General features: G+C 42.4%; 26 protein-coding genes. 16 read left to right on the top strand and 10 right to left on the bottom strand.

Annotated elements, in window-relative coordinates; genetic code table 11:
• Positions 1–134 precede the first annotated feature (134 nt).
• From GJU40_RS15395 to GJU40_RS15375, 5 genes are all read left to right on the top strand, one after another.
• Complete coding sequence (locus GJU40_RS15395; protein WP_154308960.1) at positions 135–1,424, top strand: extracellular solute-binding protein; 1,290 nt, start codon at positions 135–137, stop codon at positions 1,422–1,424.
• A gap of 220 nt (positions 1,425–1,644) precedes the next feature.
• Positions 1,645–2,928, top strand: a complete 1,284-nt coding sequence (locus GJU40_RS15390) for a carbohydrate ABC transporter permease (protein ID WP_154308959.1) — start codon at positions 1,645–1,647, stop codon at positions 2,926–2,928.
• Position 2,929: 1 nt separating this feature from the next.
• Positions 2,930–3,772 carry a sugar ABC transporter permease gene (locus tag GJU40_RS15385; protein ID WP_154308958.1) on the top strand — a complete coding sequence of 281 codons (843 nt, stop codon included), beginning with the start codon at positions 2,930–2,932 and terminating at the stop codon, positions 3,770–3,772.
• A gap of 91 nt (positions 3,773–3,863) precedes the next feature.
• Positions 3,864–5,396, top strand: coding sequence for an alpha-amylase family glycosyl hydrolase (locus GJU40_RS15380; RefSeq protein WP_154308957.1), 1,533 nt, complete (start codon positions 3,864–3,866; stop codon positions 5,394–5,396).
• Positions 5,397–5,505: 109 nt separating this feature from the next.
• Positions 5,506–6,555: a LacI family DNA-binding transcriptional regulator gene (locus GJU40_RS15375; protein ID WP_154308956.1), complete on the top strand. Its 1,050-nt coding sequence runs from the start codon at positions 5,506–5,508 to the stop codon at positions 6,553–6,555.
• A gap of 37 nt (positions 6,556–6,592) precedes the next feature.
• On the opposite strand, the gene GJU40_RS15370 is transcribed toward GJU40_RS15375, so the two are convergent.
• Positions 6,593–7,453, bottom strand: coding sequence for an SDR family oxidoreductase (locus tag GJU40_RS15370; RefSeq protein WP_154308955.1), 861 nt, complete (start codon positions 7,451–7,453; stop codon positions 6,593–6,595).
• 214 nt (positions 7,454–7,667) lie between these two features.
• Positions 7,668–8,159 carry a YajQ family cyclic di-GMP-binding protein gene (locus tag GJU40_RS15365; protein WP_154308954.1) on the bottom strand — a complete coding sequence of 164 codons (492 nt, stop codon included), beginning with the start codon at positions 8,157–8,159 and terminating at the stop codon, positions 7,668–7,670.
• A gap of 98 nt (positions 8,160–8,257) precedes the next feature.
• Between GJU40_RS15365 and GJU40_RS15360 the strand changes: the two genes are divergently transcribed.
• Positions 8,258–9,124 carry a CvfB family protein gene (locus tag GJU40_RS15360; protein WP_154308953.1) on the top strand — a complete coding sequence of 289 codons (867 nt, stop codon included), beginning with the start codon at positions 8,258–8,260 and terminating at the stop codon, positions 9,122–9,124.
• 163 nt (positions 9,125–9,287) lie between these two features.
• Here the strand turns inward: GJU40_RS15360 and GJU40_RS15355 are convergent, their stop codons facing one another.
• The 3 genes from GJU40_RS15355 to GJU40_RS15345 form a co-directional block, all read right to left on the bottom strand.
• A complete protein-coding gene (locus GJU40_RS15355; RefSeq protein WP_154308952.1) occupies positions 9,288–10,292 on the bottom strand; it encodes a DUF3231 family protein in 1,005 nt (334 codons plus the stop codon).
• 740 nt (positions 10,293–11,032) lie between these two features.
• Entirely contained in the window at positions 11,033–11,164 is a 132-nt protein-coding gene (locus GJU40_RS15350) for a DUF3941 domain-containing protein (RefSeq protein ID WP_154308951.1), read from the bottom strand.
• A gap of 58 nt (positions 11,165–11,222) precedes the next feature.
• Complete coding sequence (locus GJU40_RS15345) at positions 11,223–12,074, bottom strand: DegV family protein (protein ID WP_154308950.1); 852 nt, start codon at positions 12,072–12,074, stop codon at positions 11,223–11,225.
• Positions 12,075–12,214: 140 nt separating this feature from the next.
• Here GJU40_RS15345 and GJU40_RS15340 point away from each other — a divergent pair, with 140 nt between their 5' ends.
• Together GJU40_RS15340 and GJU40_RS15335 are read left to right on the top strand one after the other, a co-directional pair.
• Positions 12,215–13,057, top strand: coding sequence for a YitT family protein (locus tag GJU40_RS15340; RefSeq protein WP_154308949.1), 843 nt, complete (start codon positions 12,215–12,217; stop codon positions 13,055–13,057).
• A 14-nt stretch (positions 13,058–13,071) separates the two neighbouring features.
• Complete coding sequence (locus tag GJU40_RS15335; protein ID WP_154308948.1) at positions 13,072–13,806, top strand: BsuPI-related putative proteinase inhibitor; 735 nt, start codon at positions 13,072–13,074, stop codon at positions 13,804–13,806.
• 452 nt (positions 13,807–14,258) lie between these two features.
• On the opposite strand, the gene GJU40_RS15330 is transcribed toward GJU40_RS15335, so the two are convergent.
• The 3 genes from GJU40_RS15330 to GJU40_RS15325 all read right to left on the bottom strand — a co-directional run bounded on the left by GJU40_RS15330 (position 14,259) and on the right by GJU40_RS15325 (position 15,528).
• On the bottom strand, positions 14,259–14,447 hold the full coding sequence (locus GJU40_RS15330; RefSeq protein ID WP_154308947.1) for a DUF3813 domain-containing protein: 189 nt from the start codon (positions 14,445–14,447) through the stop codon (positions 14,259–14,261).
• Between the two features lie 2 nt (positions 14,448–14,449).
• Complete coding sequence (locus GJU40_RS20745; protein ID WP_212029862.1) at positions 14,450–14,611, bottom strand: hypothetical protein; 162 nt, start codon at positions 14,609–14,611, stop codon at positions 14,450–14,452.
• 104 nt (positions 14,612–14,715) lie between these two features.
• On the bottom strand, positions 14,716–15,528 hold the full coding sequence (locus GJU40_RS15325; RefSeq protein ID WP_154308946.1) for a Cof-type HAD-IIB family hydrolase: 813 nt from the start codon (positions 15,526–15,528) through the stop codon (positions 14,716–14,718).
• Between the two features lie 195 nt (positions 15,529–15,723).
• On the opposite strand from GJU40_RS15325, the gene GJU40_RS15320 reads away from it, so the two are divergent.
• Both GJU40_RS15320 and GJU40_RS15315 read left to right on the top strand, forming a co-directional pair.
• Positions 15,724–16,497: a prolyl oligopeptidase family serine peptidase gene (locus GJU40_RS15320; protein WP_154308945.1), complete on the top strand. Its 774-nt coding sequence runs from the start codon at positions 15,724–15,726 to the stop codon at positions 16,495–16,497.
• 65 nt (positions 16,498–16,562) lie between these two features.
• Complete coding sequence (locus GJU40_RS15315; protein ID WP_154308944.1) at positions 16,563–16,871, top strand: metal-sulfur cluster assembly factor; 309 nt, start codon at positions 16,563–16,565, stop codon at positions 16,869–16,871.
• Between the two features lie 52 nt (positions 16,872–16,923).
• On the opposite strand, the gene GJU40_RS15310 is transcribed toward GJU40_RS15315, so the two are convergent.
• Positions 16,924–17,739 (bottom strand): undecaprenyl-diphosphate phosphatase, encoded by an 816-nt coding sequence (locus tag GJU40_RS15310; protein ID WP_154308943.1) that lies wholly within the window; start codon positions 17,737–17,739, stop codon positions 16,924–16,926.
• Positions 17,740–17,862: 123 nt separating this feature from the next.
• On the opposite strand from GJU40_RS15310, the gene GJU40_RS15305 reads away from it, so the two are divergent.
• Together GJU40_RS15305 and clpB are read left to right on the top strand one after the other, a co-directional pair.
• A complete protein-coding gene (locus GJU40_RS15305; protein ID WP_154308942.1) occupies positions 17,863–18,042 on the top strand; it encodes a YjzC family protein in 180 nt (59 codons plus the stop codon).
• Positions 18,043–18,141: 99 nt separating this feature from the next.
• Positions 18,142–20,745, top strand: coding sequence for an ATP-dependent chaperone ClpB (clpB, locus tag GJU40_RS15300; protein WP_154308941.1), 2,604 nt, complete (start codon positions 18,142–18,144; stop codon positions 20,743–20,745).
• A gap of 52 nt (positions 20,746–20,797) precedes the next feature.
• Here clpB and GJU40_RS15295 read toward each other — a convergent pair whose 3' ends face one another.
• Entirely contained in the window at positions 20,798–20,983 is a 186-nt protein-coding gene (locus GJU40_RS15295) for a YjzD family protein (RefSeq protein WP_154308940.1), read from the bottom strand.
• 203 nt (positions 20,984–21,186) lie between these two features.
• On the opposite strand from GJU40_RS15295, the gene GJU40_RS15290 reads away from it, so the two are divergent.
• From GJU40_RS15290 to GJU40_RS15275, 4 genes are all read left to right on the top strand, one after another.
• Positions 21,187–21,921 (top strand): hypothetical protein, encoded by a 735-nt coding sequence (locus GJU40_RS15290; protein ID WP_154308939.1) that lies wholly within the window; start codon positions 21,187–21,189, stop codon positions 21,919–21,921.
• 132 nt (positions 21,922–22,053) lie between these two features.
• The gene (locus GJU40_RS15285) at positions 22,054–22,842 is read left to right on the top strand and encodes a hypothetical protein (protein ID WP_154308938.1); all 789 of its coding nucleotides are present in this window, start codon (positions 22,054–22,056) and stop codon (positions 22,840–22,842) included.
• Between the two features lie 93 nt (positions 22,843–22,935).
• Positions 22,936–23,889, top strand: coding sequence for a BMP family ABC transporter substrate-binding protein (locus tag GJU40_RS15280; protein ID WP_154308937.1), 954 nt, complete (start codon positions 22,936–22,938; stop codon positions 23,887–23,889).
• Between the two features lie 13 nt (positions 23,890–23,902).
• A complete protein-coding gene (locus GJU40_RS15275; protein ID WP_154308936.1) occupies positions 23,903–24,097 on the top strand; it encodes a ComZ family protein in 195 nt (64 codons plus the stop codon).
• Positions 24,098–24,204 lie beyond the last annotated feature (107 nt).

Raw genomic sequence — 24,204 nt, 5'->3', positions numbered from 1 at the left:
TATAATAAAAGTATGTTGTGCAATCGTTTTCACAGAAATGTATTCGCTTTAATGAAAGCGCTGCATTTTTTTAAATCATTTTTGTGCAACCGTTTGTACAAATAAAAAAGATTACTATATTAGGAGGGGTCATTTTGAAGAAAGCTCTTTCATTGTTTATGATGATGCTGCTTCTTCTAGGTGTGTTAGCCGCTTGCGGTCCTGACGCAAAAGAGGGTACAGGGGGAAATACTGAGGGTGCTGGAGGCGAATCTGCTGAAGGACTGCCGGAAAAACCGGAGAAATTAATTGTTTGGGAAGATAAAGATAAATCCAAATGGCTTGAAAAAGTAGCAAAAGATTTTGAAGAAGAAAATGGCATTAAAATTGAGTTTAAAGAAGTAGAAATGGCTACAAAAGCGCGTGACCAGCTGCGTTTAGACGGTCCTGCAGGAACAGGTCCTGACGTAGTAACTTTGCCTCACGATCAAATCGGCCAGGTTGCTGTTGAAGGTCTAATTGCAGAAATTAGTGTGGAAGATGATGTAAAAAGCAAGTTCACTGAATCTTCTATTCTGTCTCAAACATATGATGGAAAGCTTTACGGCCTTCCAAAATCTACTGAAACACCTGTTTTAATCTACAACAAGGCAATTGTTGATGAAGTGCCTGCAACAATGGAAGAGCTATATGAGAAATCCAAAGAGCTTACCAGCGGAAATCAATACGGGTTCCTCGCATTATTTGATAACTTCTATTTCGCACATTCAGTTATCGGCGGAATGGGCGGCTATGTATTCAATGAACAGGACGGCGTGCTTGATGCACAAGATCTTGGCCTTAACAACGAGGGTGCTGTAAAAGGTGCTGAATACATTCAAAAATGGTACACAGAAGGTTTATTCCCTAAAGGAATTATTGGTGAAAACGGCGGATCCGCTCTTGATGGTCTTTTCAATGAAGGAAAAGTCGGTTTCGTTATGAACGGTCCTTGGGCTTTTGGTCCTTACAAAGATGCCGGCATTGATATCGGTGTTGCTCCTCTTCCGAAGTTCGAAAATGGAGAGCCGATGAAAACATTCATGGGTGTAAAAGGATGGCATGTAAGTTCTTATTCTAAAAACCAAGAATGGGCTACGAAATTTGTAGAGTTTATTACGAATGAAGAAAATTCTAAATACCGTTATGAAAATACGTTTGAGATTCCTCCTGTGACAGCTTTGATCGACGATCCTGCAATTGCAGATAATCAAGAAGCTAAAGCTGTGGCTGAACAGTCTGCTGTAGCTGTTCCTATGCCGAACATTCCTGAAATGGGTGAAGTGTGGAAGCCTATGGCTGATAACCTTCAAAACATTGTTACAGGAAAGGCAGAACCTAAAGCTGCAATGGATTCTGCTGTAAAAGCGATCCAACAAAATATTGATGCGAATCATTCCAAATAAGGAATGAATGCTCAGAGCGGTACCTTCGGTAATGAACGAAGGTACTGCTTATCTTTAAAAAAGATTAAAGCAAGCCATGGATGCACTGGGAATGCTGTTAAGCAAAATTTTGTAAAGCAGTAAAGCCGGCATCTGCCTGGATTACTGCTTTATAAAGGCTTTGCTTACATCTTCATAGACATCAATGCCTTTACTATACAGAGAGGGGAATACAGAGACAATGGAAGAGATTCAATATCGTTCCAATCACAGAAAAGCGGCGCTTGCCCTTTCACTTATTCCTGGAATAGGACAATTATATAATAAGCAATATTTAAAAGGCGGTATCTTTTTAGTTTTAATTGCATCATTCTTTTATGTGTTTTGGGATCTGCTTGATATAGGGATCTGGGGTATTACCACTCTTGGAACACAAACCCCCCGTGACCACTCAATCTTCCTGCTTGTTTACGGAATACTCGCTCTAATTGTCATTGTGTTTGGACTAGGTTTTTATTTGTATAACTTGAGGGATGCATACAAAAATGGTGAAAAGCGAGATTTAGGGCTTGAGCTTAGTTCAGTACGCGAACAGTATAAAAACCTTCTGGATAACGGTTTTCCGTATTTAATGATTACACCGGGATTTTTACTTCTCGTGTTTGTTGTTATTTTTCCAATCATCTTTGTAATCCTGCTTGCTTTTACAAATTATGACCTTTACCACTCACCGCCTGCAAAGCTTGTAGACTGGGTAGGTTTTCAAAACTTTATTGACATATTTAAAATAGAAATCTGGCGCCAGACATTCTTTGCTGTTTTTGCATGGACAGTAGTATGGACGTTTGCCGCAACAACGCTTCAGGTTTCACTGGGGATCCTGCTTGCTATTATCGTGAACCAGAAAGATCTGAAAGGAAAAGCCCTTATCAGAACAGTTTTCATTCTTCCTTGGGCCATTCCGGCTTTCGTTTCGATATTGGTGTTTGCCGGCATGTTTAACGAATCATTTGGAGCTATCAACCGTGATATATTGGGAGCATTTGGAATCGATCCCATACCGTGGATGACAGATCCAATGTGGACGAGACTTGCAGTTATTTTCCTGCAGTCATGGCTCGGTTTCCCGTTTATCTTTGCAATGACTACAGGGGTGCTGCAATCCATACCTGATGAGCTGTATGAAGCTGCAACGGTTGATGGAGCAAATACAATGCAAAAGTTCAAAAGCATTACGCTTCCTCTTGTGCTTTTTGCTACAGCGCCAATTCTGATCACACAGTACACGTTTAACTTTAATAACTTTAACGTCATTTACCTGTTTAACGGAGGCGGCCCGGCAATACCTGATCAGAATGCAGGTGGAACTGATATTCTGATTTCGTGGATTTACCGCCTGACCATGACATCTGCTCAATATTCGAAGGCAGCTGCAATTACAATGCTGCTATCAATCATCGTCATCACTGTTGCACTGTGGCAGTTTAGAAGAACAAAATCATTCCAGGAAGAGGATATGATGTAATATGAATATAAAAAGACAGAAGTATATCAGACTGACACTATCATATTTGGTTATCTTGTTCATGTTCGCGGTCATTCTTTATCCTGTTCTATGGATCATTGGTTCTTCCTTTAATCCGGGGCAGAGCTTATCTGGTTCCAGCATTATTCCTGAGAACGCAAGCTTACGGCATTATGAAAAGCTGTTTGATGTTAATCAGAGCAACTATTTGTACTGGTACTGGAACTCTTTAAAAGTAAGTGTTTCCACCATGCTTTTAACTGTGATACTTGTCAGCTTTACAGCTTATTCATTCTCCCGCTACCGTTTTGTCGGGCGTAAGAACGGCTTGCTGACGTTCCTGATTTTGCAAATGATTCCGAACTTTGCCGCTCTCATTGCCATCTTTATTCTGGCATTGCTGACTGGTTTGCTTGATTCCCATCTGGGTCTGATTCTGGTTTATGTCGGCGGCCAGATTCCGATGAACACATGGCTGATGAAAGGGTATCTCGATACCATTCCGAAAGAGCTTGATGAATCGGCAAGAATTGATGGAGCGGGGCATTTCCGAATCTTTATCCAGATTATAATGCCGCTCGCAAAACCGATTGTGGCAGTTGTAGCACTATTTTCTTTCATCGCTCCATTTGCAGACTTCATTATCGCAAGTATTCTACTGAGAACTGAAAAAAATTATACTTTGGCAGTAGGATTGTATGATATGGTAGCAAAACAATTCGGTGCGGAATTTACGACATTTGCTGCAGGTGCGGTTTTGATTGCAGTTCCAATCGCCATTCTGTTCCTTTCCTTCCAGCGTTATTTCGTCTCAGGATTGACGGCTGGCGGAACAAAAGGATAATCTTAAAGAAGAAGCAAAAAAAAATGGCAGGAATGCTGCCAGTTATAGTGAAGCTCTGCAGTTTTGCTGCAGAGTATATGGAGGAGCGGCGATGAGCAGACGAGGTATATTCAAACTGTGTCTAATCCCGTTTCTTCTTTTTTACGCCTTGCCTGCGAGTGCCGCTGAAAAAGAAGAAAGAGCCTGGCAAAATGAGATGATTTACTTTGTTATGGTGGACCGGTTTAACAACGGGGATACTTCCAATGATGTTGAAGTGAATACGAAAGATCCTAAAGCCTATCATGGCGGTGATCTTAGAGGGATTATCAATCAACTGGATTATATCAAGGAAATGGGTTTTACTTCGATTTGGCTCACACCTATATTTGAAAATGAACCGGGCGGCTATCATGGCTACTGGATAAGTGATTTTATGAAAGTGGAAGAACACTTCGGAACTCTGGACGATATGAAGGAGCTGGTTGAAAAGGCACATGAAAGGGACATGAAAATCATTCTTGATTTTGTGGCTAATCATACCGGCTATCAGCATGAATGGCTGAATGATTCTGACAAAGCGGGTTGGTTTCACGAAAATCAGCCTATTTCAAACTGGGATAACCAGGATGATCTTGAGAATGGCTGGCTTTTCGGTCTGCCTGATTTAGACCAATCGCACCCAGAGGCAAGGCAGTATTTATTGGATGCAGCCGCATACTGGATTGAAGAAACAGATATTGATGGATACAGGCTGGACACTGTCCGCCATGTGCCAAAAGAATTCTGGGAAGAATTTGCGGTCCATGTGAAGTCTTTAAAAGAAAATTTTTTCCTGCTTGGTGAAGTATGGGACAACGATCCCAGGTATTTGGCTGAATATGAGAAAACGGGAATAGATTCTTTTGTTGATTATCCTCTATATGAAGAAATGGGCGCTGTCTTCAGCGAGCCTGACAAATCGATTGGACCTCTATATGATGTGTGGAGAAGAAATGAAGCGTATTATCAAAATCCATATCTTCTCGGTACGTTCCTGGACAATCATGATAATGTCAGATTCACGAGAAAGGCTATACAGAAGCAGCAGCATCCGGGAACAAGGCTGAAAATGGCTCTCTCTTATCTGTATACAGCTCCGGGTATTCCTATTGTTTATTATGGAACAGAAATTGCTATGGATGGAGGAGAAGATCCAGATAACAGACAGCTGATGAATTTCCGGACCGATGATGAACTGAACAAGTATATTGGCAAGCTTGCCAGCATTCGCAAAGAATTTTCCGCTTTAACAGAAGGAAATTTTGAAATGCTGTATGATCAGGGCGGAATGGCTGTTTTTAAAAGGACTGCTAATAATGAACAGATGATTATTGCTTTGAATAACTCATCCAAGGCAGAAAAGGCAGTTCTGGATTCTTCAGTAATTGCTGAAAATAAAGAACTGAAAGGCTTGCTGCTTGATGACTCTGTAGCAGAGCAAAACGGTGCATATGAAATTGTGCTGGATCGTGAAACAGCAGAGATTTATCGTTTAGAGGACAAAACAGGGATAAACTATTCTTTTATCTCAGTGATTGTACTCATCCCGGTTTTATTTGCTGCATTTCTGTTTGCAAATCGCAGGAAAAAAAACCATCAGTGAAGGTTTCAGCCGGCATAGAGCGGGAACTAAGAGAAGGCCTGCTACATACTCCGGCAGCTTCCTTCACAAGAGGAAAAAAGAGGATGGCGGGAGAGAGGGGAGTGGTCACATGGCGACGATTAAAGATGTTGCGAAGCTTGCAAAAGTTGCGCCGTCTACAGTTTCGAGGGTAATTGCGAATAATCCGCGCATTAGTGACAAAACAAAAGAAAGAGTAAGAAAAGCCATGGATGAGCTGGGGTATCATCCTAATTTTATTGCGAGAAGCCTGGCGAATCAGTCTACACAGGCAATAGGGGTTGTGATCCACAGTTCTACTGATAAAGCATTTCAAAATCCTTTCTTTCCTGAGGTGATTAGGGGAATCAGCAAAGGGGCTCACCAGAAACACTATGCACTTCATATGTCCACAGGCGAAACGGAAGAGGAAATTTATGAAGGTGTTGTGCAAATGGTTGAAGGAAAACGGGTAGACGGAATCATTGTGCTGTACTCAAAGGTTGATGACAAACTGACTTCATATTTAAAAGACAAAAACTTTCCTTTTGTAATTGTAGGAAAACCTTTTAAGGATATGGAGAGAATTACCCATGTAGACAATGACAATTACAGAGCGGCTAAAGAAGTCACAGAGCATTTAATCAGCCTGGGGCATAAAGAAATTGCTTTTGTTGGAGGTAATTTGAATTTTGTCGTAACCATTGACAGACTGCTGGGATATGAGAAAGCGATAAGAAATGCAGGGCTGGAGTATCGAGATGACTATATTGTGCATGAAGAATTTCTGGAAGAGGGCGGACAGGAAGCTGTTAAGGAACTATTTTCCCTGAAACTTCCGCCAACAGCGCTGGTTGTGGCAGATGACCTTATGGCACTCGGTGTGTTAAACAAGCTGTCTGCGATGAAGATACAGGTCCCGTCAGATGTTTCCATTGTATCTTTTAACAATTTCCTGCTGTCTGAAATCGCGTTTCCTCCGCTTACTACTGTAGACATTAATATCTATATGCTGGGATGCGAAGCAGCCAGGCATATCATTCAGCAAATTGAGGAACCTTCGGAGCCTGTGAAAAGAGTGATTGTTCCTTATGAACTTGTCATTAGGCAGTCTGCCAAGAAGCACGCAGGCCCGGCAAGAATTCTCGATTTGGAAGCATAAAAAAAGCAACCACCTGAGGTTGCTTTTTTTATTTCAGTTATCCGTTTATGACTTTTCCACCGTTTACGTGAAGCACTTGGCCCGACACATAGGAGGAATCACTGCTTGCCAGGTAAACATAGCTTGGTGCCAGTTCTTCCGGCTGTCCAGGTCTTCCCATCGGAGTATCAGCACCGAACTTTTCAACCTTATCAGCAGGGAAGGTTGACGGAATTAACGGTGTCCAAATTGGACCAGGTGCCACACCATTCACTCTGATCCCTTTCTCGGCTAGAGACATGGCAAGAGAACGAGTAAACGAAGTGATTGCCCCTTTCGTCGAAGAATAATCGATCAGGGTTGGATTACCTGCATAAGCAGTAATTGATGTTGTATTGATGATTGAGCTGCCCTTCTGCAAATGAGGCAGAGCGGCTTTAGTTAAATAGAACATAGAGAAGATGTTTGTTCTGAAAGTACGCTCCAGCTGTTCTGCTGAGATATCCTCAAGACTTTCCTGCGGATGCTGCTCAGCTGCATTATTCACAAGAATATCCAGCTTGCCGAATCTGTCAATGGTCTTGCTGATAATTTCTTTGCAAAAGCTTTCTTCTCCAATATCTCCGTCAATCAGCAGAGCTGTTCTTCCTTCGTCTTCTATCAGCCTTTTCGTTTTTTCAGCATCTTCATGCTCATTCAGGTAAACGATGGCAACATCTGCACCTTCCTTGGCATAGTAAAGGGCAACTGAGCGCCCGATACCGCTGTCTCCACCAGTTATCAGCGCCACTTTATCCTGCAGCTTTCCACTGCCTTTGTACTCAGGCGCTTCAAACTCCGGCAGTGGTTTCATTTCCTCTTCTAGTCCAGGCTGTTGATCCTGTTCTTGTGCAGGCAGGGTTTTGTTTTCTTCACTCATCACTATTCCTCCTCAATTTGATAATCAGCATAGTATGACATACTGAAACATCAGATTGTTTTTCTTATGCTCCATTTTCCCGATATGCAGGAACCGAAACCTGCCAGGAGTATATCGGATACAAAGGATTAGGCGAAAAAGATGAAGGAATATAGTAAAGCCTCCTATAAATAGAAGGCTCGCAGGGTATACATATTAATACGAAGAAATTTTCTTAGCGGTAGTTAACAAATTGAACTTCAATTGGCAGGTCCGCTGACTTGATTGCACTTATAATGGCTTGAAGATCGTCTCTGCTTTTTCCAGTCACCCTGATTTGGTCATCCTGTATTTGGCTTTTAACTTTTACACCGCTGTCTTTAATAAGATTATTAATTTTTTTTGCATTTTCCTTGTCGATGCCGGAAACCAGGCTTGCACGCTGGCGGACAGTGCCTCCTGAAGCGTTTTCTATTTTCCCGTACTGAATATTTTTAATCGGCACGCCTCTTTTAATCAATTTGCTGATGAGAACATCCTTAAGCTGATCCAGCTTAAACTCATCATCCGAGATGAGAACAAGCTCTTCTTTTTCCAGGGAAACATCACTTTTGCTCCCTTTAAAGTCATAGCGTGTGCTAATCTCTTTTTTCGCAATTCCAATTGCATTTGAAACCTCTGGCAATTCAATTTTTGAAACAATATCAAAGGAACTTTCTTTCGACATGTTATACCTCCTGAGAGTTTATATTATGAGTTGATTATAGTAGAATAAAACAGTTCAGACAACTAATGCCCACCATAGCATAGAAAGGATTGGTAAATATGAACCCTGGTGACATAATCAAACTGAAAATAGATGAAGAATTGGATTTCGGGTATTTTTTAACTGACGGATATGAAAGAGTGCTTCTGCACAACAGTGAAATTACTCAGCCTCTTGAGGACGAAGAAGAGGTGGAGGTATTTCTCATGCTGGATTCGCAGGACAGGCTTTCAGCTACTATGAAAAAACCCCTTATAACAGAGGACGGCTACGGCTGGACAGATGTTGTCAGCAACGTTGAGAAAATGGGCGTTTTTATTGATATCGGACTGTCAAAGGATGCTCTTGTCGCAGATGACCATCTGCCGCTGTTTGAAAGCCTTTGGCCTCAAGAGGGGGACAAGCTTTACTGTACACTCAGAATCAGCAAAAACGGAAAGCTGTTTGCACGGCCTGCAACTGAAGATGTGATGATGGAGATTACAAAAAAGGCGGACAGAAGTGCTTTTAATAAAGATGTTGAAGGACGGGTATACAGAACAACTGCCTCTGGAACATACGTAATTACTGAGGAAGGCTATAGAGCTTACATACATGAATCACAGCGCGAGGAAGAACCAAGGCTGGGTTCCCGTGTTCATGGCAGAGTGGTGGATGTGAAGGAAGACGGCACAATTAATATATCGCTCCTGCCCCGAAAGCAGGATGCAATGAACGTCGATGCTGAAAAAGTTTACGCATATATGCAGTCACGGGGAGGGGCAATGCCATTCTGGGACAAAAGCAATCCAGATGACATTAAGGAAGTGTTCGGCCTTAGCAAAGCAGCTTTTAAAAGGGCATTGGGCTCCCTCTATAAAAGCAAAAGGGTCTATCAGGAAGAAGGCTGGACGTATACTGGAGAGAAAAAGGGTTCCAAGGAATAATTCAGGCGGACCTGATCCTGCTCTTAAGTATTCAATATTTGGCCAGCTGATGCAGATTTCAGGATCGCCTGCTGGCGGTCCTTTTTCAGTACTCCTGATAAAAGGGCCAGAGACCATTTGAAAAATGATATACCCTTCCAGGTTTGGAAGGGTATTTGCATAGTTATATTTGTGTTGAAATTTCCGCTCGATTAGGCGCAAGGGGAGGTTGTTCCAGCCATTTATTTTGCACCATAATATCAAACCAATTTTTTGTAACCATAATATTCTGCAAAATAATTGTCTCATAAGTGGTTACAAGATCTGTTCTCATAGAAGCTGCCAGCCCTGTACCATGGTAAGCTTGAGCTGCTTGAAATAAAAATCCCATGTGATACATCAGTAATTTATCGGAGAATGGAGAGTCAGTTGATGTTGAGACTTCTGTTTCTAATGATTTAGGAACCGGTAAGTTATCTCCTTGCATGATTTTTGCCAAAGCTTGTATTTGGCCATCAGCAGTTTTCTCAGATTGTGTTAAAAACTTCCTAACTTCTTTGGATTCTGCTATTTGACTGAATGCAATGGAAAGAGTTTTAGCAAGAATTGATTTTTTAAGGTTAAATGAGATACTAATGATTTCTGTCGCTGAAAGTGTGCGGCCCTTACCGAAATAACCATCCTTGAAATCTTGGCTTGTAATGAGCATAGGATGTTCGTCGGGATAGTACATAGGATCTCTTTGGAAAAGGCCTTTTTCAAGCAATAATTCGATTGTTTGATGATACATCTTTTTCCCATCGTTATCGCATGCGTCATAAAATTCTCTTAAATCTTTTCTAACGGAGATGCCTAACGAAGTAACATGTCCTAATAACCCATGCAGTGTCATTACGTGCAGGTAATTTAAGCAGAAATTATCAGTAAATAATTTTTGTTTCCCTAAATACAGATCATTTTCATTAAAGCCAATTGGAATAGGAAATCCTTCATTTTTAATAAATGTCTTAATGTGCTTTTTTTGGCTTTCAAAAATCTGGATTGCCTGATTGAAAACTTCTTTTATCGCTTCATCTTCAATAGTAGAGTACATATATTTCATCACTGTATCTGTAGCTGTTCCGTTCACATACTCACCCCATAAGGAACCGATCTCAGATGAAGTAAGTCTTAATTTTTCCGTGTCCATATCATCACCTCCCACATATTATTTCCAATACGAAACTAAGTATGACGGTTTTTGGTTTGCAATGAGTGTTGAATTTTCAGCCGGAAATACTGGGCAGCAGAGGAAGTACTGAAGTACTGAAACTAGTACAGGAAACGGCTGCCAGGATTCCTGATTCCAAAACGCAAAAAAGCAGCCAAAGAAGAATGTTGGCTGCTCTAACTTTTATAGTTAAGATGGTGCTTGTTTTGAGGCAGCGGATCATACGCCGCTGAACGGGCGCTTCCGCTTTTCATTGTCTAGCTTCGACGGACAGGACGTCCTAGTGCCGGCATTGGCACAGGACGTGCCGATCTTAGCCGGCCAGCGCCCAGCGGCTATTGGACTTCGCCCCCTTCCCTGGATAAGTCAACATCGAACGCTTTCGCTCTTCGTGTTTCCTTTATCTCAGACGCAAAAAGCGGAGGCGACTGCCCAGGCCCGACAAAAGATGGACTGCGGCGCGGCGGTATTTGCCGCATAGCAGTACAGCTTATGGCTCAAGGGACTAGGAGCCGCAGCTGGATTAGGGTGCTCCAGTCCATACGCCGCTGAACGGGCGCTTTCGCTTTTCATTGTCTAGCTTCAGCGCCCAGCGGCTATTGGACTTCGCCCCCTTCCCTACGATAAGTCAACATCGAACGCTTTCGCTCTTCGTGTTTCCTTTATCTCAGTCAGGGTGCTCCAGTCCATACGCCGCTGAACGGGCGCTTTCGCTTTTCTTACAAGTGATCAGTTTTTTTTGAGTATGATTTTTTTCCCTGCCTGCTATTTTCTGCTTCCTGCAGGTTTTTTAAGTGGTTTTTGGCGTTGTTGTCTTTGGGCTTTTTATCGTCGTCACGGGTATTGGACATGTTATCGGGCTCCTTTTCATTCAGTCGGTTTACCCTATTATCGCCCGCCCCCCGTGAATTATTCTCCCAGGAAAAAGATTGCGAGTGTGCCAGGACCAGCATGAGCTCCGATTGCCGCACCAATGGGGTTGATCAGTATCTCTTTCGGCTGAAATCTTTCCTGTATCAGCTGTTTCATTTCGAGAGCAGCTTCTTCGTCATCTCCGTGGCTGATTGCGACTGTCTGGTTTGTCAGGGGATTAGCTCTTTCTTCTATTAAATCTAGAATACGCCTGTACGCTTTTTTCTTGCCCCGGATTTTTTCCAACGGAATCAGCTTGCCGTCTTCTACATGCAGCAGAGGCTTGATGTTCAACAGTCCGCCCACAAATGCTGACGCTTTGCTGATTCTTCCCCCTCTTGCAAGATACTCCAGATTGTCTACAGTAAATAAATGAACAATTTCTTTGGAGAAGGACTTTACAGATGTCTCGATTTCTTGTAATGTTTTACCGGTGCGCGAAAGCTCTGCAGCATGTATCACTGCCAGCCCGTGTCCGAGAGAAGCACATTTTGTGTCAACGATGGAGCATTGAAAATCTGGATATTCCTCTTTCACTTCGTTCGCTATCATCACTGCAGTCTGGTATGTACCTGACAGCTCTGAAGAAAAAGCAGGATAAATAACAGCCTCTCCCTGTTTAGCCAGCTCAGTAAAAATCTCTTGAAATCTGTTTGGTGATGCTCCCGAGGTTTTGACGGTTTTTCCATTTCTCATTTGCTCATATACTTCAGTTGATTGAATAGTGACCTGATCTTCAAAGTCCTGGCCCTCATAATGGACGCCAAGGGGTACAAGTTTTATGTTGTTTTCTGTTAAAAAATCTGCAGGCAGATCACACGCACTGTCGGCTATGATGTGGACTGTCATGCAAACACCTCATTCCTATGCACTTTTATTTCTTAAATATATCATTTATCAGCTAAAAAACAATAACAGTATTTCAAACACACTTAATTGGGTAAACCAAGACTGTGAAGATATCGCAATGTACTAGGAGGAATAATAGAATGGTCATAGAAGAATCCAAAAAAATATTCGTAGTCATTATCGGCGCTTTGCTCAATGCAATCGGCCTGAACTTATTTATGATACCTGCGAACGTGTATGCAAGCGGATTTACCGGAGTAGCACAGCTGATTTCTAATCTGCTTGAAGATTATACAACTTTTTATATTTCAACAGGGATCTTGCTCCTCCTTCTTAATATTCCAGTAGCCATTCTGGGATGGAAAAAGGTAGGGAAATCCTTTACTCTATATAGTGTACTGAGTGTTGCGGCAACAACGGTGTTTCTGTCAATCCTTCCTCTGGAACCAGTCTCTCAGGACATTCTTCTTAATGCAGTATTTGGAGGAGTCATTGCTTCCATCGGAATCGGGCTGACTCTGAAGTGGGGAGGATCCACCGGAGGTCTTGATATCGTGGCTATGGTACTATCCAGAATGAAAGATAAGCCTGTGGGTACATATTTTTTTACACTGAATGCTGTTATTATTTTATCAGCGGGTATTTTATACGGATGGGAAAAAGCCTTGTACACATTGGTGACTTTGTATGTCTCAACAAGGGTAATTGACGCGATTCATACACGTCATGAAAAAGTAACAGCGATGATTATTACGAAAAAGGCAGAGGAATTGAAATCAGCCATTCACGGGAAAATGGTCCGCGGAATCACAACCATTCCGGCTAAAGGCGGTTTTACCAACGAAACGAAAGATCTGATGATGATTGTGATAACCCGCTATGAATTGTACGACCTGGAAAAAATCATTAAGGACGTAGATCCGCAAGCATTCACAAATATTGTTCAAACTCAAGGGATATATGGTGCATTTAGAAGGGATTAAGGAGTGAAGTCGGAATGAAAATCCGTATGTTTTCAATTATTTTTGTATTGTGTTTGATGGCGGGCTGCAGCCAATCACAAGAAGCGGAAGAGGTGGGAAATGACGTGACCGAAAATACCGTTCAGCTTTCAGTAGATGCCAGGGAGGACAGTGAGCAGGTAAGGTTTGCCATCGACTTATTGAATCAAACTGAAGAGGAAGTGACTTTTGAGTTTCGATCCGGCATGAGGTATGAGATCAGGGTTTTGAATGAGGATGGAAAAGAGGTTTACCGCTATTCCAAAGGGAGGATGTTTACCCAGGCAATAGAATATGTCACGCTGGGTCCCGGAGAGAGTGAAACCTACGTAGAGACATGGAATTATCAGGATGAGGGCAGCAGGGTGCCTGAAGGAAATTATAAAGTGTTTGTAACCTTTACAGGTGAGGCGGCAGGCCTTGATGTTTTAACAGCTGAAGAGGATTTTACAATTCCGCCTCTTCATTCCTCTTTTCGAAACGTTCGTGTATTTCAGCATGATCAGCATCTGGAAGTAACCGGAGATGTCAATTCTTCAGGAAATGAATTTCACTACTCCATAGAGGACGGCCATAATGAAGTGGTGGAGAAGAGTAGTGAAGCAGTGCCGAAAAAAGGTGAATGGGCCAGCTTTTCCCTTCAAATTCCTGGGAACTTTTCTGAACATAACCGTCAACTGATGCTTCTTCTTTTTAACGAAGAGGAAAAGCCATTTCATATGACCTTTTAATCAATAATGATAATAAGAATAGCGGACCTTTTATAAGGTTCGTTTTTCTTATGTAAAGTTTATGAATTCCTTAAAATACTTCGGATTATAGATTGATTCAGCAATGAGAAAAAAATTAAACGGATCAATTCCGGTTAAATGCCGAAGTTAGCTTTATTTCAGGGAAAATAAGAGGAGCTATTCCGGTTAAGCTTATGAAAAACCTCTGTATTACGCTAATTGAAGCCAATAGACGGAATGGCTCCGGCTAATAGAAGCTTTTTTCATGGTATTTGTTACATAAGCGGAAATACTCCGTTTATGTAACATATGAATAGCTTATAAAGATTACTCAGCATGAACTATGCCGCAGCCCGCAAGCTGATTTATAAAACTTTCCTCACTCTCATCATCTGTCATTACATCCAAAAAAACCTATTAATAAAAGCTGCGGCAAATGCCGCAGCTTTTGTTTAATTCATCTCTTCCAGCTGGTCCTGCATGTCATGAAGCTGAACTTTCTCAGCAGTTGTAGAGTTGGCAAATGCAGAGGACAAGGCCTGCTTTGCCCGAAGTACAGCTGCCCCCTTGGCCTCTTCAGTTTGTGCATGTTCCACAGCAGAGACATACTCTCTTGCTTTTTGAAAAAGTTGGTTTCCCATCTTTAAAAACCTCCAAGAGAAGTTTGAGTCGCTGTTTCCTGTTTGCGCTCACGCTGCTCCTCTGCTTCTGCATATGTCATATGGTAAGGGAATTTTTGATCATGAAGCATAACAGAATCTGCACCTTGTTTGACGAACCTTCTGGACTTGCTGCTTCTTCCCAATTCCATCGCCTCCCATTGTCATAACTGAAAAGGTGACACTTAACAGCGTCACCTTTTATTATGCAGCACACCTTGTGCTATATGCAGTTAAATTGTTTCCAACACTACAGAGAAAGAGCTTTTTTTAAATAATGGGCAATGCCGTCTTCTTCATTGCTCAGTGTAACAAGATCTGTAATGCTCTTTACTTCTTTTGTGGCATTTCCCATCGCCACTCCCTGTCCCGCATATTTCAGCATTTCCAAGTCATTGTCTTCATCGCCGAATGCAATGATGCGTTCAGGAGGAATATCATAGTGATCAGCGATACGCTTCAGGCCTACAGCTTTATGCATGCCGAATTTAATAATTTCAATTACATGCCAAGGTGCTGCCCAGCGTCTATGGTCAACAACTTCAGCATGAACGTCTGATAAATAATTGCGGATCTTTTGCACTTCATGCTCTTCAGCATGAATCAGTACACTTGTTACCGGTCCATCCAGCATTTCGCTTAAGTTGCCGACTGTCACTTTTTCCGTTCCAACACTGAAAATATCTAAGAGCTTTTCATCATGATAATGAAAATACACATTATCAATAATTTCAGCAAGAATGTTATGTATATTGTGCTCTTCTGCTGCCTGAATAATCTGCCGGACAACCTCCAGCTCCAGCGTGGTATGATAAACGCCCCAGCTGTCATCCTTTGGATGATGTACATAAGCCCCGTTAAAATTCACAATCGGTGTATCAAGATTCAATTCTTCGTAATACATGGAGCTTGAACGGAAGGGCCGCCCTGTGGAAATGCACACAATGTGTCCGGCCTCTCTGGCTTTTTGAATCATCTCTTTATTATACTTAGAGATCGTTTTGTTATCTGTTAGGAGTGTTCCATCTAAATCAAGAGCGATTAAGTAAGGTTGCTTTTCCATAAAGTCTCCTTTTTCGGGGTGTGATTCACCCTTATAATCTTTTTCCTGCCCTTATATCTTACATTTGATTGTGATAGGACACAAGAGATTGCTGTGTTGTGCTGTTTCCCTCTTTGCCTGATGACCGTCCGGCCAGTTTGCTAGAACAAACATAATCAGCATGTTACACTTTTATATATGAAGGAGGGACAAGCTTTGGTCATCATTGAAAAGCTATATATCGAAAAGTTGCCGGTTTTACATATCGTAAAAGAAAATGCGCAAACTGAATCTGTACCGCTTGTTATCTTTATACATGGCTTTACAAGTGCAAAAGAAATGAATCTTCAGTATGCCTACTTAATGGCAGAGCGGGGATTACGTGTTGTACTGCCAGATGTTGCTCTTCATGGAGAAAGATCCAAAAACATTCCTTTGAGAGAACTAAGCCTTCATTTTTGGTCAATCGTTCTGCAAACGATCTCTGAAATTGAACAGATTAAGGAGCATTTTGAGAATAAAAACCTGCTCAATTCTGTAAAAACAGGTGTTGCAGGCACTTCTCTTGGAGGAATTACAACGCTTGGAGCCCTCACACAATATCCATGGATAGCGGCAGCTGTCAGCTTAATGGGCGATCCGGCTTACGGTAAAATGCTGGAAAGGCAGATTTCCGGCATGAAACAGCAAAGCAATGATCTGCCTATGACAGAGATGGAAATACAAGAGCAGGCTGCTTCTTTAAGAAAATATGATCTGAGCATACATACTGAACTGCTGAAGCAAAGGCCGCTCCTGTTTTGGCACGGTGAGAAAGATCAGGTTGTTCCAATTCAGCAGGCCACCCTTTTTTATGAGAAAGTGAAGCCGGCTTACAAGAAACATCCAGAGAACATTCAATTCATTACAGATCCTCATGCTGAGCATAAAGTCAGCATGGAAGGCATGTTTGCCGCTGCAGAATGGCTGGCCCAGCATTTAAAAGCATAAGATTATGATTGAATATGAAGCTGCGTTACAATAGGGCTGACGACACCAGAATCGGAGGGATACAAATGGACGAAGCATTAAAAGAGAATTTGATGGGTGCACTGGAGCAGGTTGTTGATCCGGAACTTGGAGTAGACATCGTGAACCTGGGTCTTGTGTATGATGTAGACATGGATGAAGAGGGTAAAACAGATGTGACAATGACGCTTACTTCAATGGGCTGTCCTTTGGCAGGCACGATCGTTGATCAGGTGAAAACTGCACTTACTGATCTCCCGGAAGTAAAAGAAGTTGATGTGAATATTGTATGGAACCCGCCTTGGACAAAAGATAAAATGTCCCGTATCGCGAAAATTGCACTGGGAATAACCTGAAAAAAACCGCAGCCTCAGCTGCGGTTTTCTGGTTACAAGTACTTAAATTGGATCAGCCGAACAGCAGGACAAGTGTACCGACAATAAAGCAGTAGTATGCAAAAATCTTCAGGTTGCCTCGCGCCATAATGCCCATAAACCATTTTAGTGAAAAGTAGGAGGCTACCAGGGAACCGATGAAAGCAATCGTATATGGAATGAAATAGGTATCAAGATTAGGATCAGCTGCAATTTCGCTGAAGCTAAGAAGCATCCCTCCAAAGCTGACCGGGATAAACAGCAGGAAGGAGAACCGCAGCGCAGTTTCCTGCTTCATTCCGAGCCCCATAGCAGCGACAATTGTTGCGCCAGAACGGGAAATTCCGGGAATAAGAGCAACCGCTTGAGCCAGGCCAATAATAAGCGCATCAACAAGCTTAAGCTGGCCGTCACCTTTTCGGCCGCGAAGGTTTCGAATTAACCAAAGCCCGATTCCAGTTATAATTAAAGTTACGCCGATAATGCCAATGCCTTCTTTAAACACAGAGGCAATAGCATCCCCGAACAGAACGCCAATTACTCCTGCAGGTATTGTGGCAATGACAAGATAGACGATGAACATAAAATCATCCTTGTATTGAGGAGCCCGTGTTTTTATGTAACGCAATCCGTTCACTGTCAGGCGGAACAAATCTTTTCTGTAAATAATCAGAACTGCAATCAGAGAAGCAGCATTTACCAGGAGCTCAAAGCTTAAACCTTCTATTTCTATGCCAAGAAAATGCTGAGCCATAACAATATGGCCGCTAGAGGAGACAGGGATAGGTTCAGTGAACCCCTGAAAAAGACCCAAAAATAAATACTTCAAAATCACCATTAAATCTTCCATTATTAACCTCCGATAAAAACATCATACTTCTCCATTTAACAAGAAACATTTCGTTCTGTAAAGAGATTATTTTACTGACTCAAAGGGAATAATAAACACGATCGTTTTAGGAGGTGGATCCCAATGGGACAGCAGCATCGTTTCAGGCCGGGGCAAAAAGCTCCGAACAATGGCATTTACGTTGAAATTGGCGAAACAGGTGACAATGTAACAAATCCTAAGAGTATTAAATTGAGTGCCGGTGACCATTTTCCGGAAACTGCCAACCATAACAGACAGTGGACATATAAACGAAAGCCTTAACTTTCAGCCATCCCTAACCGGATGGCTTTACATATGGATGGAAAACCAAATATAATAAGTATAAAGGTCAAAATTAGTCAAAGAAGGAGGTGATACAGTTTGGATCTCCAGAAATACACAGAAAACATGCAGCTGGCGCTGATTTCTGCCAAAGAAGTTGCTGAAAATTATCATCACCAAGAGCTGAATTCAGTCCATTTACTGCTGGCTCTTCTGCAGCTGCCTGACAGTCTTGCCAATACGCTCCTGGAGCGGGCCGGGATACAGCTGGATGAGTTGAAAAAGAAAGCAGAAAAGGCTATGAAGGCATTACCTCAAGTTTTTAGCGAGGGGAAAAGTTCTGCACCTGTTTTTTTATCTTCAGAGCTGGACAGCATGCTGGCTGCTGCAGAGAAAGAACGAGAGGCAATGGGGGATGACTATGTTTCGATTGAGCATGTTCTTCTTGCAATGCTTGAAGAAAAACAGGCATCTTCTCACAAACTGTTTGACCAACCTGAGCCATTAAAAAAGAAATTGAAAAATGCGCTTAAGAATATAAGGGGGAATCAGCGGGTGACATCACAACATCCTGAAGGAACGTATGATGTACTAAATAAGTACGGCCGTGATTTAGTTGCGGAAGTGAAAGCGGGAAAAATCGATCCTGTTATAGGAAGAGATGAAGAAATCCGCAGGGTAATCAGGATTCTTTCACGCAAAACGAAGAATAACCCTGTGCTGATTGGAGAGCCGGGTGTTGGGAAGACAGCAATAGTGGAGGGGCTTGCCCACCGAATTGTGAGAAGAGATGTTCCTGAGGGCCTGAAGGATAAAAGTATTTATTCACTCGATATGGGAGCTTTAATTGCAGGAGCAAAATTCCGCGGAGAATTTGAAGAAAGGCTGAAAGCCGTTCTGAATGAAGTGAAAAAAAGCGAAGGAAGCATTTTACTATTTATTGATGAACTTCATACAATTGTCGGAGCAGGAAAAACGGAAGGCTCACTGGATGCGGGCAATATGCTGAAACCGATGCTTGCAAGAGGTGAACTCCATTGCATAGGTGCAACAACACTGGAAGAACATCGAAAATATATAGAAAAAGATCCGGCGCTGGAACGGCGGTTTCAGCAGGTTTTAGTTCAGGAGCCCGCAGTAGAGGATACCATCTCCATCCTGCGTGGATTAAAGGAACGGTTTGAACTTCACCATGGCGTTCATATTCAGGATGCAGCTCTGATTGCAGCTGCTAAACTATCAGACAGGTATATTACTGAAAGATTCCTTCCAGACAAAGCCATTGATCTGGTGGATGAGGCAGCTGCTTTAATCCGCACTGAAATTGATTCTCTTCCTGTTGAACTTGATGAGGTGACAAGAAAAATCATGAGGCTTGAAATTGAAGCAGCTGCTCTTGAGAGTGAATCAGACCCATCCAGCTCCAAGAGGCTTGATGATATTCAGCGCGAGCTTGCCGGTTTAAGAGAAAGTGCGAGCGGCATGAGAACGAAGTGGGAGAGCGAAAAGGCAGGTATAGAAAGAGTCCAGGAGTTAAGAAGCCAACTCGAAGGAGCACGCCGGGAGCTTGATGCTGCCGAAAATGACTATGACTTAAACCGTGCGGCGGAGCTGAGGCACGGCAGAATTCCTGAACTAGAAAAGCTTGTGAAAACAGAAGAAGAACTTCTTGCAGAGCGGGAACAGGAAAATAAGCTGTTAAGGGAGAAAGTGACGGAAGAAGAAATTGCCGGCATTGTCGCAAACTGGACTGGAATACCGACAGCAAAGCTTGTTGAAGGCGAACGTGAAAAACTGTTAAAGCTTGAAGAGATTGTGAAACAAAGAGTCGTCGGACAAGACGAAGCAGTTATGCTTACTGCAAATGCAGTTCTCCGGGCACGTGCAGGTATCCAGGATCCAAACAGGCCTTTGGGATCTTTCTTGTTTCTTGGACCTACCGGAGTAGGGAAAACTGAGCTTGCAAAAGCCTTGGCTGATGTACTGTTTGACAGCGAAGACCAGTTGATTCGCTTTGATATGTCAGAGTATATGGAAAAGCACTCGGTCTCAAGGCTGATCGGAGCTCCCCCCGGTTATGTGGGCTATGAAGAAGGCGGTCAGCTGACGGAAATAATCAGAAAAAATCCTTACTCTGTCATTTTGTTTGATGAAATAGAAAAAGGGCATCATGATGTCTACCATATCCTTCTTCAGATGCTTGACGAGGGAAGGATAACAGACTCGCAGGGCAGAACAGTCGATTTCAAGAATACGATTATCGTGATGACTTCTAATATTGGATCTCAGACGCTGCTGGAGAATTCTCAGGATCATGGAGAAATAGCTGAATCTGCACGGAAAGAGGTAATGGCTCAGCTAAGAGGTCATTTTAAGCCTGAACTGCTGAATCGTCTTGACGATATCATTCTGTTTAAACCGCTCATGAAGTCTGAAATAAAGAAAATAGTGAAGAAGACTATCAGCACACTTGAAAGCAGGCTTGCAGAGCGGAACATAGTGTTGGCCATATCCGATGAAGCTCTTGAGTTTATTGCGATGGAAGCGTATGATCCGGTATATGGAGCGCGTCCTATAAAAAGGTACATTCAAAAAGAAATAGAAACCGGACTGGCACGAAAACTTCTCTCAAATGAACTGGTTAGCGGAGATTCAGCGGTCATTGAGGCAGAAGGCGGACAAATTACGGTTATAAAGAAATAACCCTGCTCAATTGAGCAGGGTTATTCTCATTTCTGTCGAAAAAGCATATAAATTAATGATGGTTTTCAGCAGGTTCGTTAGGAAGAAGCTCCCCAATGAAGATGATGAGAACGGTTGCAATAACCGACAGGATTGAGGAAACAACAAAATCATATGTACTTCCAATCATTGCGGCTGCTACGTAGCATGCCATGTTAACCAAAAGAAATGCCCAAAATAAAGTCCAAAAGTAACGCATAGTTTTCACCCCATTTTCCAGAGTATTCTAAAGCTTATCTTATCATACATAGTTGGGAGAATAAAGCCTAATTTAGCAGGAGTAATCTGGTGCGGGAATGATCACAAGTTCCTTTGCTGATGGGTGTTCTCCCAAGCTATTCTGATCCTTTCACATATCATATGAGGGAATATGACTTTCATTTGAAAGGAGGTGGGCAAGAGATGGAAATTGCGGAACGATTCTTTAAAATTGAAGGAGAATGGAGTGTTATTCATTATCCTTATAGGCCTAATGGATTTGGCGTTTTTATACTGGGAGACAAACAGCAGTTTGTTGACGGCAAGTCCAGCTTCTGGCAGCAGCATATTGGCAGAAAGCAACTTTTGGACGCTTTGCTTCTGGAAGGCTACACTGTATTTTATTCTAATCTTTATGGAAAACATTGGAACAGCCTCCGATCCATTGACCTCGCCAGAAAAACCATTCATATTGTGCTCAAAAAAGAAATTCTTAATAAAAAAATACACCTTCTCGCAGAAGGAATGGGAGCTTTAACGAGCCTGGAAATCATGAACAGCCCTTCAGCTCAAATACGCTCAGCGGCAATGTTAAATCCTTGCCTTGACCTTCCTGCCCAAATTCTTCTTGAAAAACAGAACCGTTTTTATTTTAAAAAGCTGTTGATGGAATTAGCTGCTGCACACGGAATTGACCAAAAAGAAGTACTGAAGGCAGACTTTAGAAAGCTGGAAGATTATGAGTCTGACGTGCCTGTCCGGATATGGCAAAAAACCAATAACTCACCTTATCCCTATCAGCAGCATTGCAGAAGATATGAAGAAATTAGGAAGAAACAGGGAAGCAGCATAGATCTAGTCTTTCACATGGCTGATAATTCCTACCGACTCCATCAGGCCATACCAAAATTCTTCAAAGAACATGAAAAGAATCTGTGACTGCACCTGTTTTAAACAGCTATGAAGATCCCGGCATAAACTGAATGAAGTTCTTTCAGGTCCCTGTTCAGCAGGGACTATTTTTAGCTGTGGAAGCATACGATACAGTAGGATTGAAGGGGGAGTTTACAAATGGAAAGTGTATTGCTTTATGGAGCAGAAACCTATGTTGGTTTTTTGCTTGCGGAGAGGCTTTTAGAAGAAGGGATTCATGTAGCTGGCATCTATTTAGCCCCGGGGCTAAAAGAGGAACAGAATATGCTTGAGGAGCGAATGCTGATGATAGGAAGAAATGCCGGGCTTGCGAGATATGATGCCGGTGAAACAAACAAAATTCCGGCTGAAAAGTATGATCATATTATTGATGCTTCACTGGACCCTAACAGTACAAATTCTCAGGCAGTTCATGCAGCAGGGGCAATTGAAGCAGCCGCGAAGCATCATCTTCCCTATACGCTGCTGTCATGCTCTCAGCTAACATTTGAAGATGAACCCTTCTTTGCAGACAGGAGATATCGTCACTCGGAGGAATCACTGCAGCAATTTCATCTTGCTGAAAAAGCTGTCAGGGAATCAGGACTGAGCAGAGGGTACAAAATTATCCGGCTCCCATTGCTTGCTGGTCCATGGCAGAGTTATAGCAGCAAGCTTTCGGACCTGCTGATGAATGATGAGCACCTGTCAGAACGAGTGATAAAATATTTACTTCCAGCTGATCAGGGAGCTGAGGCGGTATTCCTGCTTTTAAACCAGAAAAATCAAATAACAACGGTCACTTCAAAGGAATGGATATCAGGAAAAAGGTTTTCAGAAAGGAAAGAAAAGGAATTATATATGGTACCTGCTGATGAAGAGCAGAAAAAGAAAGCTGTTCACAGTCAAAGAGAATGGCTCAGTAAGAACAGAATATCTTTTAAATGATAAAGGGGGAAAGAAATATGCTCTTGTGCTTTCAAACTTCTACAAGCTAAAATAGAGGTGTTGACAGTACAGCAGTAAAGGAGTTGCGTGCTCTTGGTTAAAAGGCTCGGACTGATACTTATTATAACGATTTTCATTTCAGGTTGCGGCCAGCCTGCCACGTCAGGACATTTGAAAAAAGTCGGCCTGCTTGTCCCGGAGACAATCAGTGACCAGGTGTGGGGAACTAAAGGCTATAAAGGTCTTTTGAAAATACAGTCAAAGTTCCAGGTAGATGTTTTTTATAAGGAAGGAATGGACAATGAGGCAGCCGTTTCACTGGCTGTAAAGGAATTTCAGGACAAAGGCGTCAACCTTGTGTTCGGGCACGGAAGTGAATACGGCCCGTTTTTCAATTCCATCAGCGGCGATTTTCCGGACATGCATTTTGTGTTTTTTAACGGTGATGCAAAGGAAGATAATATTACAAGCCTGTCCTTTGAGAGCCATGCCATGGGGTTCTTTGGGGGAATGGCAGCCGGTAAGATGACAGAAACCAACAAAGTGGGCATTCTGGCAGCCTTCGAATGGCAGCCTGAGATAAACGGCTTTTACGAAGGAGCTGCTTTTCAAAATAAGAATGTTGATGTTGAAATCAGATATGTTCAGCATTGGGATGACATCAATACAGCTATGTCCCTCCTGAATGAATTGATTGAAGAAGGAGCAGACATTATTTATCCTGCAGGGGACGGCTATAACATACCCGTGATAGAAGAGCTGAAGGATAAAGGGCTGTATGCGATTGGCTACATTTCAGATCAGTCTGATATGGGAGAAGGTACTGTCCTGACAAGTACGGTTCAGCATGTGGATACCCTGTATGAAGTAGTTGCACAAAGGTTCAGCGAGAAAGAGCTTGAAAGCGGAAATTTATACTTTGATTTCCAAGATGGAGTCATTGATATGGGGGACTTCAGCCCGCTGGTTGAAGACGAATTCCGAAAGAACCTGCAGGAGCATGTAAAAACGTACAAAAGTACAGGCAAGCTGCCAAACCAACTTTAAGGAGGAATGAGGAATGGAACAGCATCAAAAATCGCTGGAATTTATGCAGATTGCAATGAAATACCTGCCGGAAGTCAAAACTGAGCTGGATAAGGCAGGCATTGAATTATCGATGGAAACCATTCAGCCGATGTTTGGGCTATTTACAAAAGTAATGGCTGAAGCCTATGAGCTGGGGAAAAAAGATGCAGAGAATGAAATAAAATAAAGCGCCGGCTGGCGCTTTATTTTATTTCATTCAGCTTGTGGAGAAAGGTACTATATGTTTCTTCCACAAGCTTTTTTATTCTTTGTAATTTCTCTTTTTTCATCGAT

The organism is Metabacillus lacus (genome assembly GCF_009674805.1).
Classification (GTDB): domain Bacteria; phylum Bacillota; class Bacilli; order Bacillales; family Bacillaceae; genus Metabacillus_C; species Metabacillus_C lacus.
The sequence above is the reverse complement of the archived record's forward strand: the minus strand, read 5'-3'. Positions and strand labels throughout refer to the sequence as shown.

Coding starts and splice junctions, on each gene's coding strand:
- GJU40_RS15390 (WP_154308959.1), top strand. CDS start 1,645: ATGGAAGAGATTCAATATCGTTCCAATCACAGAAAAGCGGCGCTTGCC.
- GJU40_RS15385 (WP_154308958.1), top strand. CDS start 2,930: ATGAATATAAAAAGACAGAAGTATATCAGACTGACACTATCATATTTG.
- GJU40_RS15380 (WP_154308957.1), top strand. CDS start 3,864: ATGAGCAGACGAGGTATATTCAAACTGTGTCTAATCCCGTTTCTTCTT.
- GJU40_RS15375 (WP_154308956.1), top strand. CDS start 5,506: ATGGCGACGATTAAAGATGTTGCGAAGCTTGCAAAAGTTGCGCCGTCT.
- GJU40_RS15370 (WP_154308955.1), bottom strand. CDS start 7,453: ATGAGTGAAGAAAACAAAACCCTGCCTGCACAAGAACAGGATCAACAG.
- GJU40_RS15365 (WP_154308954.1), bottom strand. CDS start 8,159: ATGTCGAAAGAAAGTTCCTTTGATATTGTTTCAAAAATTGAATTGCCA.
- GJU40_RS15360 (WP_154308953.1), top strand. CDS start 8,258: ATGAACCCTGGTGACATAATCAAACTGAAAATAGATGAAGAATTGGAT.
- GJU40_RS15355 (WP_154308952.1), bottom strand. CDS start 10,292: ATGGACACGGAAAAATTAAGACTTACTTCATCTGAGATCGGTTCCTTA.
- GJU40_RS15350 (WP_154308951.1), bottom strand. CDS start 11,164: ATGTCCAATACCCGTGACGACGATAAAAAGCCCAAAGACAACAACGCC.
- GJU40_RS15345 (WP_154308950.1), bottom strand. CDS start 12,074: ATGACAGTCCACATCATAGCCGACAGTGCGTGTGATCTGCCTGCAGAT.
- GJU40_RS15340 (WP_154308949.1), top strand. CDS start 12,215: ATGGTCATAGAAGAATCCAAAAAAATATTCGTAGTCATTATCGGCGCT.
- GJU40_RS15335 (WP_154308948.1), top strand. CDS start 13,072: ATGAAAATCCGTATGTTTTCAATTATTTTTGTATTGTGTTTGATGGCG.
- GJU40_RS15330 (WP_154308947.1), bottom strand. CDS start 14,447: ATGGGAAACCAACTTTTTCAAAAAGCAAGAGAGTATGTCTCTGCTGTG.
- GJU40_RS15325 (WP_154308946.1), bottom strand. CDS start 15,528: ATGGAAAAGCAACCTTACTTAATCGCTCTTGATTTAGATGGAACACTC.
- GJU40_RS15315 (WP_154308944.1), top strand. CDS start 16,563: ATGGACGAAGCATTAAAAGAGAATTTGATGGGTGCACTGGAGCAGGTT.
- GJU40_RS15310 (WP_154308943.1), bottom strand. CDS start 17,739: ATGGAAGATTTAATGGTGATTTTGAAGTATTTATTTTTGGGTCTTTTT.
- GJU40_RS15305 (WP_154308942.1), top strand. CDS start 17,863: ATGGGACAGCAGCATCGTTTCAGGCCGGGGCAAAAAGCTCCGAACAAT.
- GJU40_RS15295 (WP_154308940.1), bottom strand. CDS start 20,983: ATGCGTTACTTTTGGACTTTATTTTGGGCATTTCTTTTGGTTAACATG.
- GJU40_RS15290 (WP_154308939.1), top strand. CDS start 21,187: ATGGAAATTGCGGAACGATTCTTTAAAATTGAAGGAGAATGGAGTGTT.
- GJU40_RS15285 (WP_154308938.1), top strand. CDS start 22,054: ATGGAAAGTGTATTGCTTTATGGAGCAGAAACCTATGTTGGTTTTTTG.
- GJU40_RS15275 (WP_154308936.1), top strand. CDS start 23,903: ATGGAACAGCATCAAAAATCGCTGGAATTTATGCAGATTGCAATGAAA.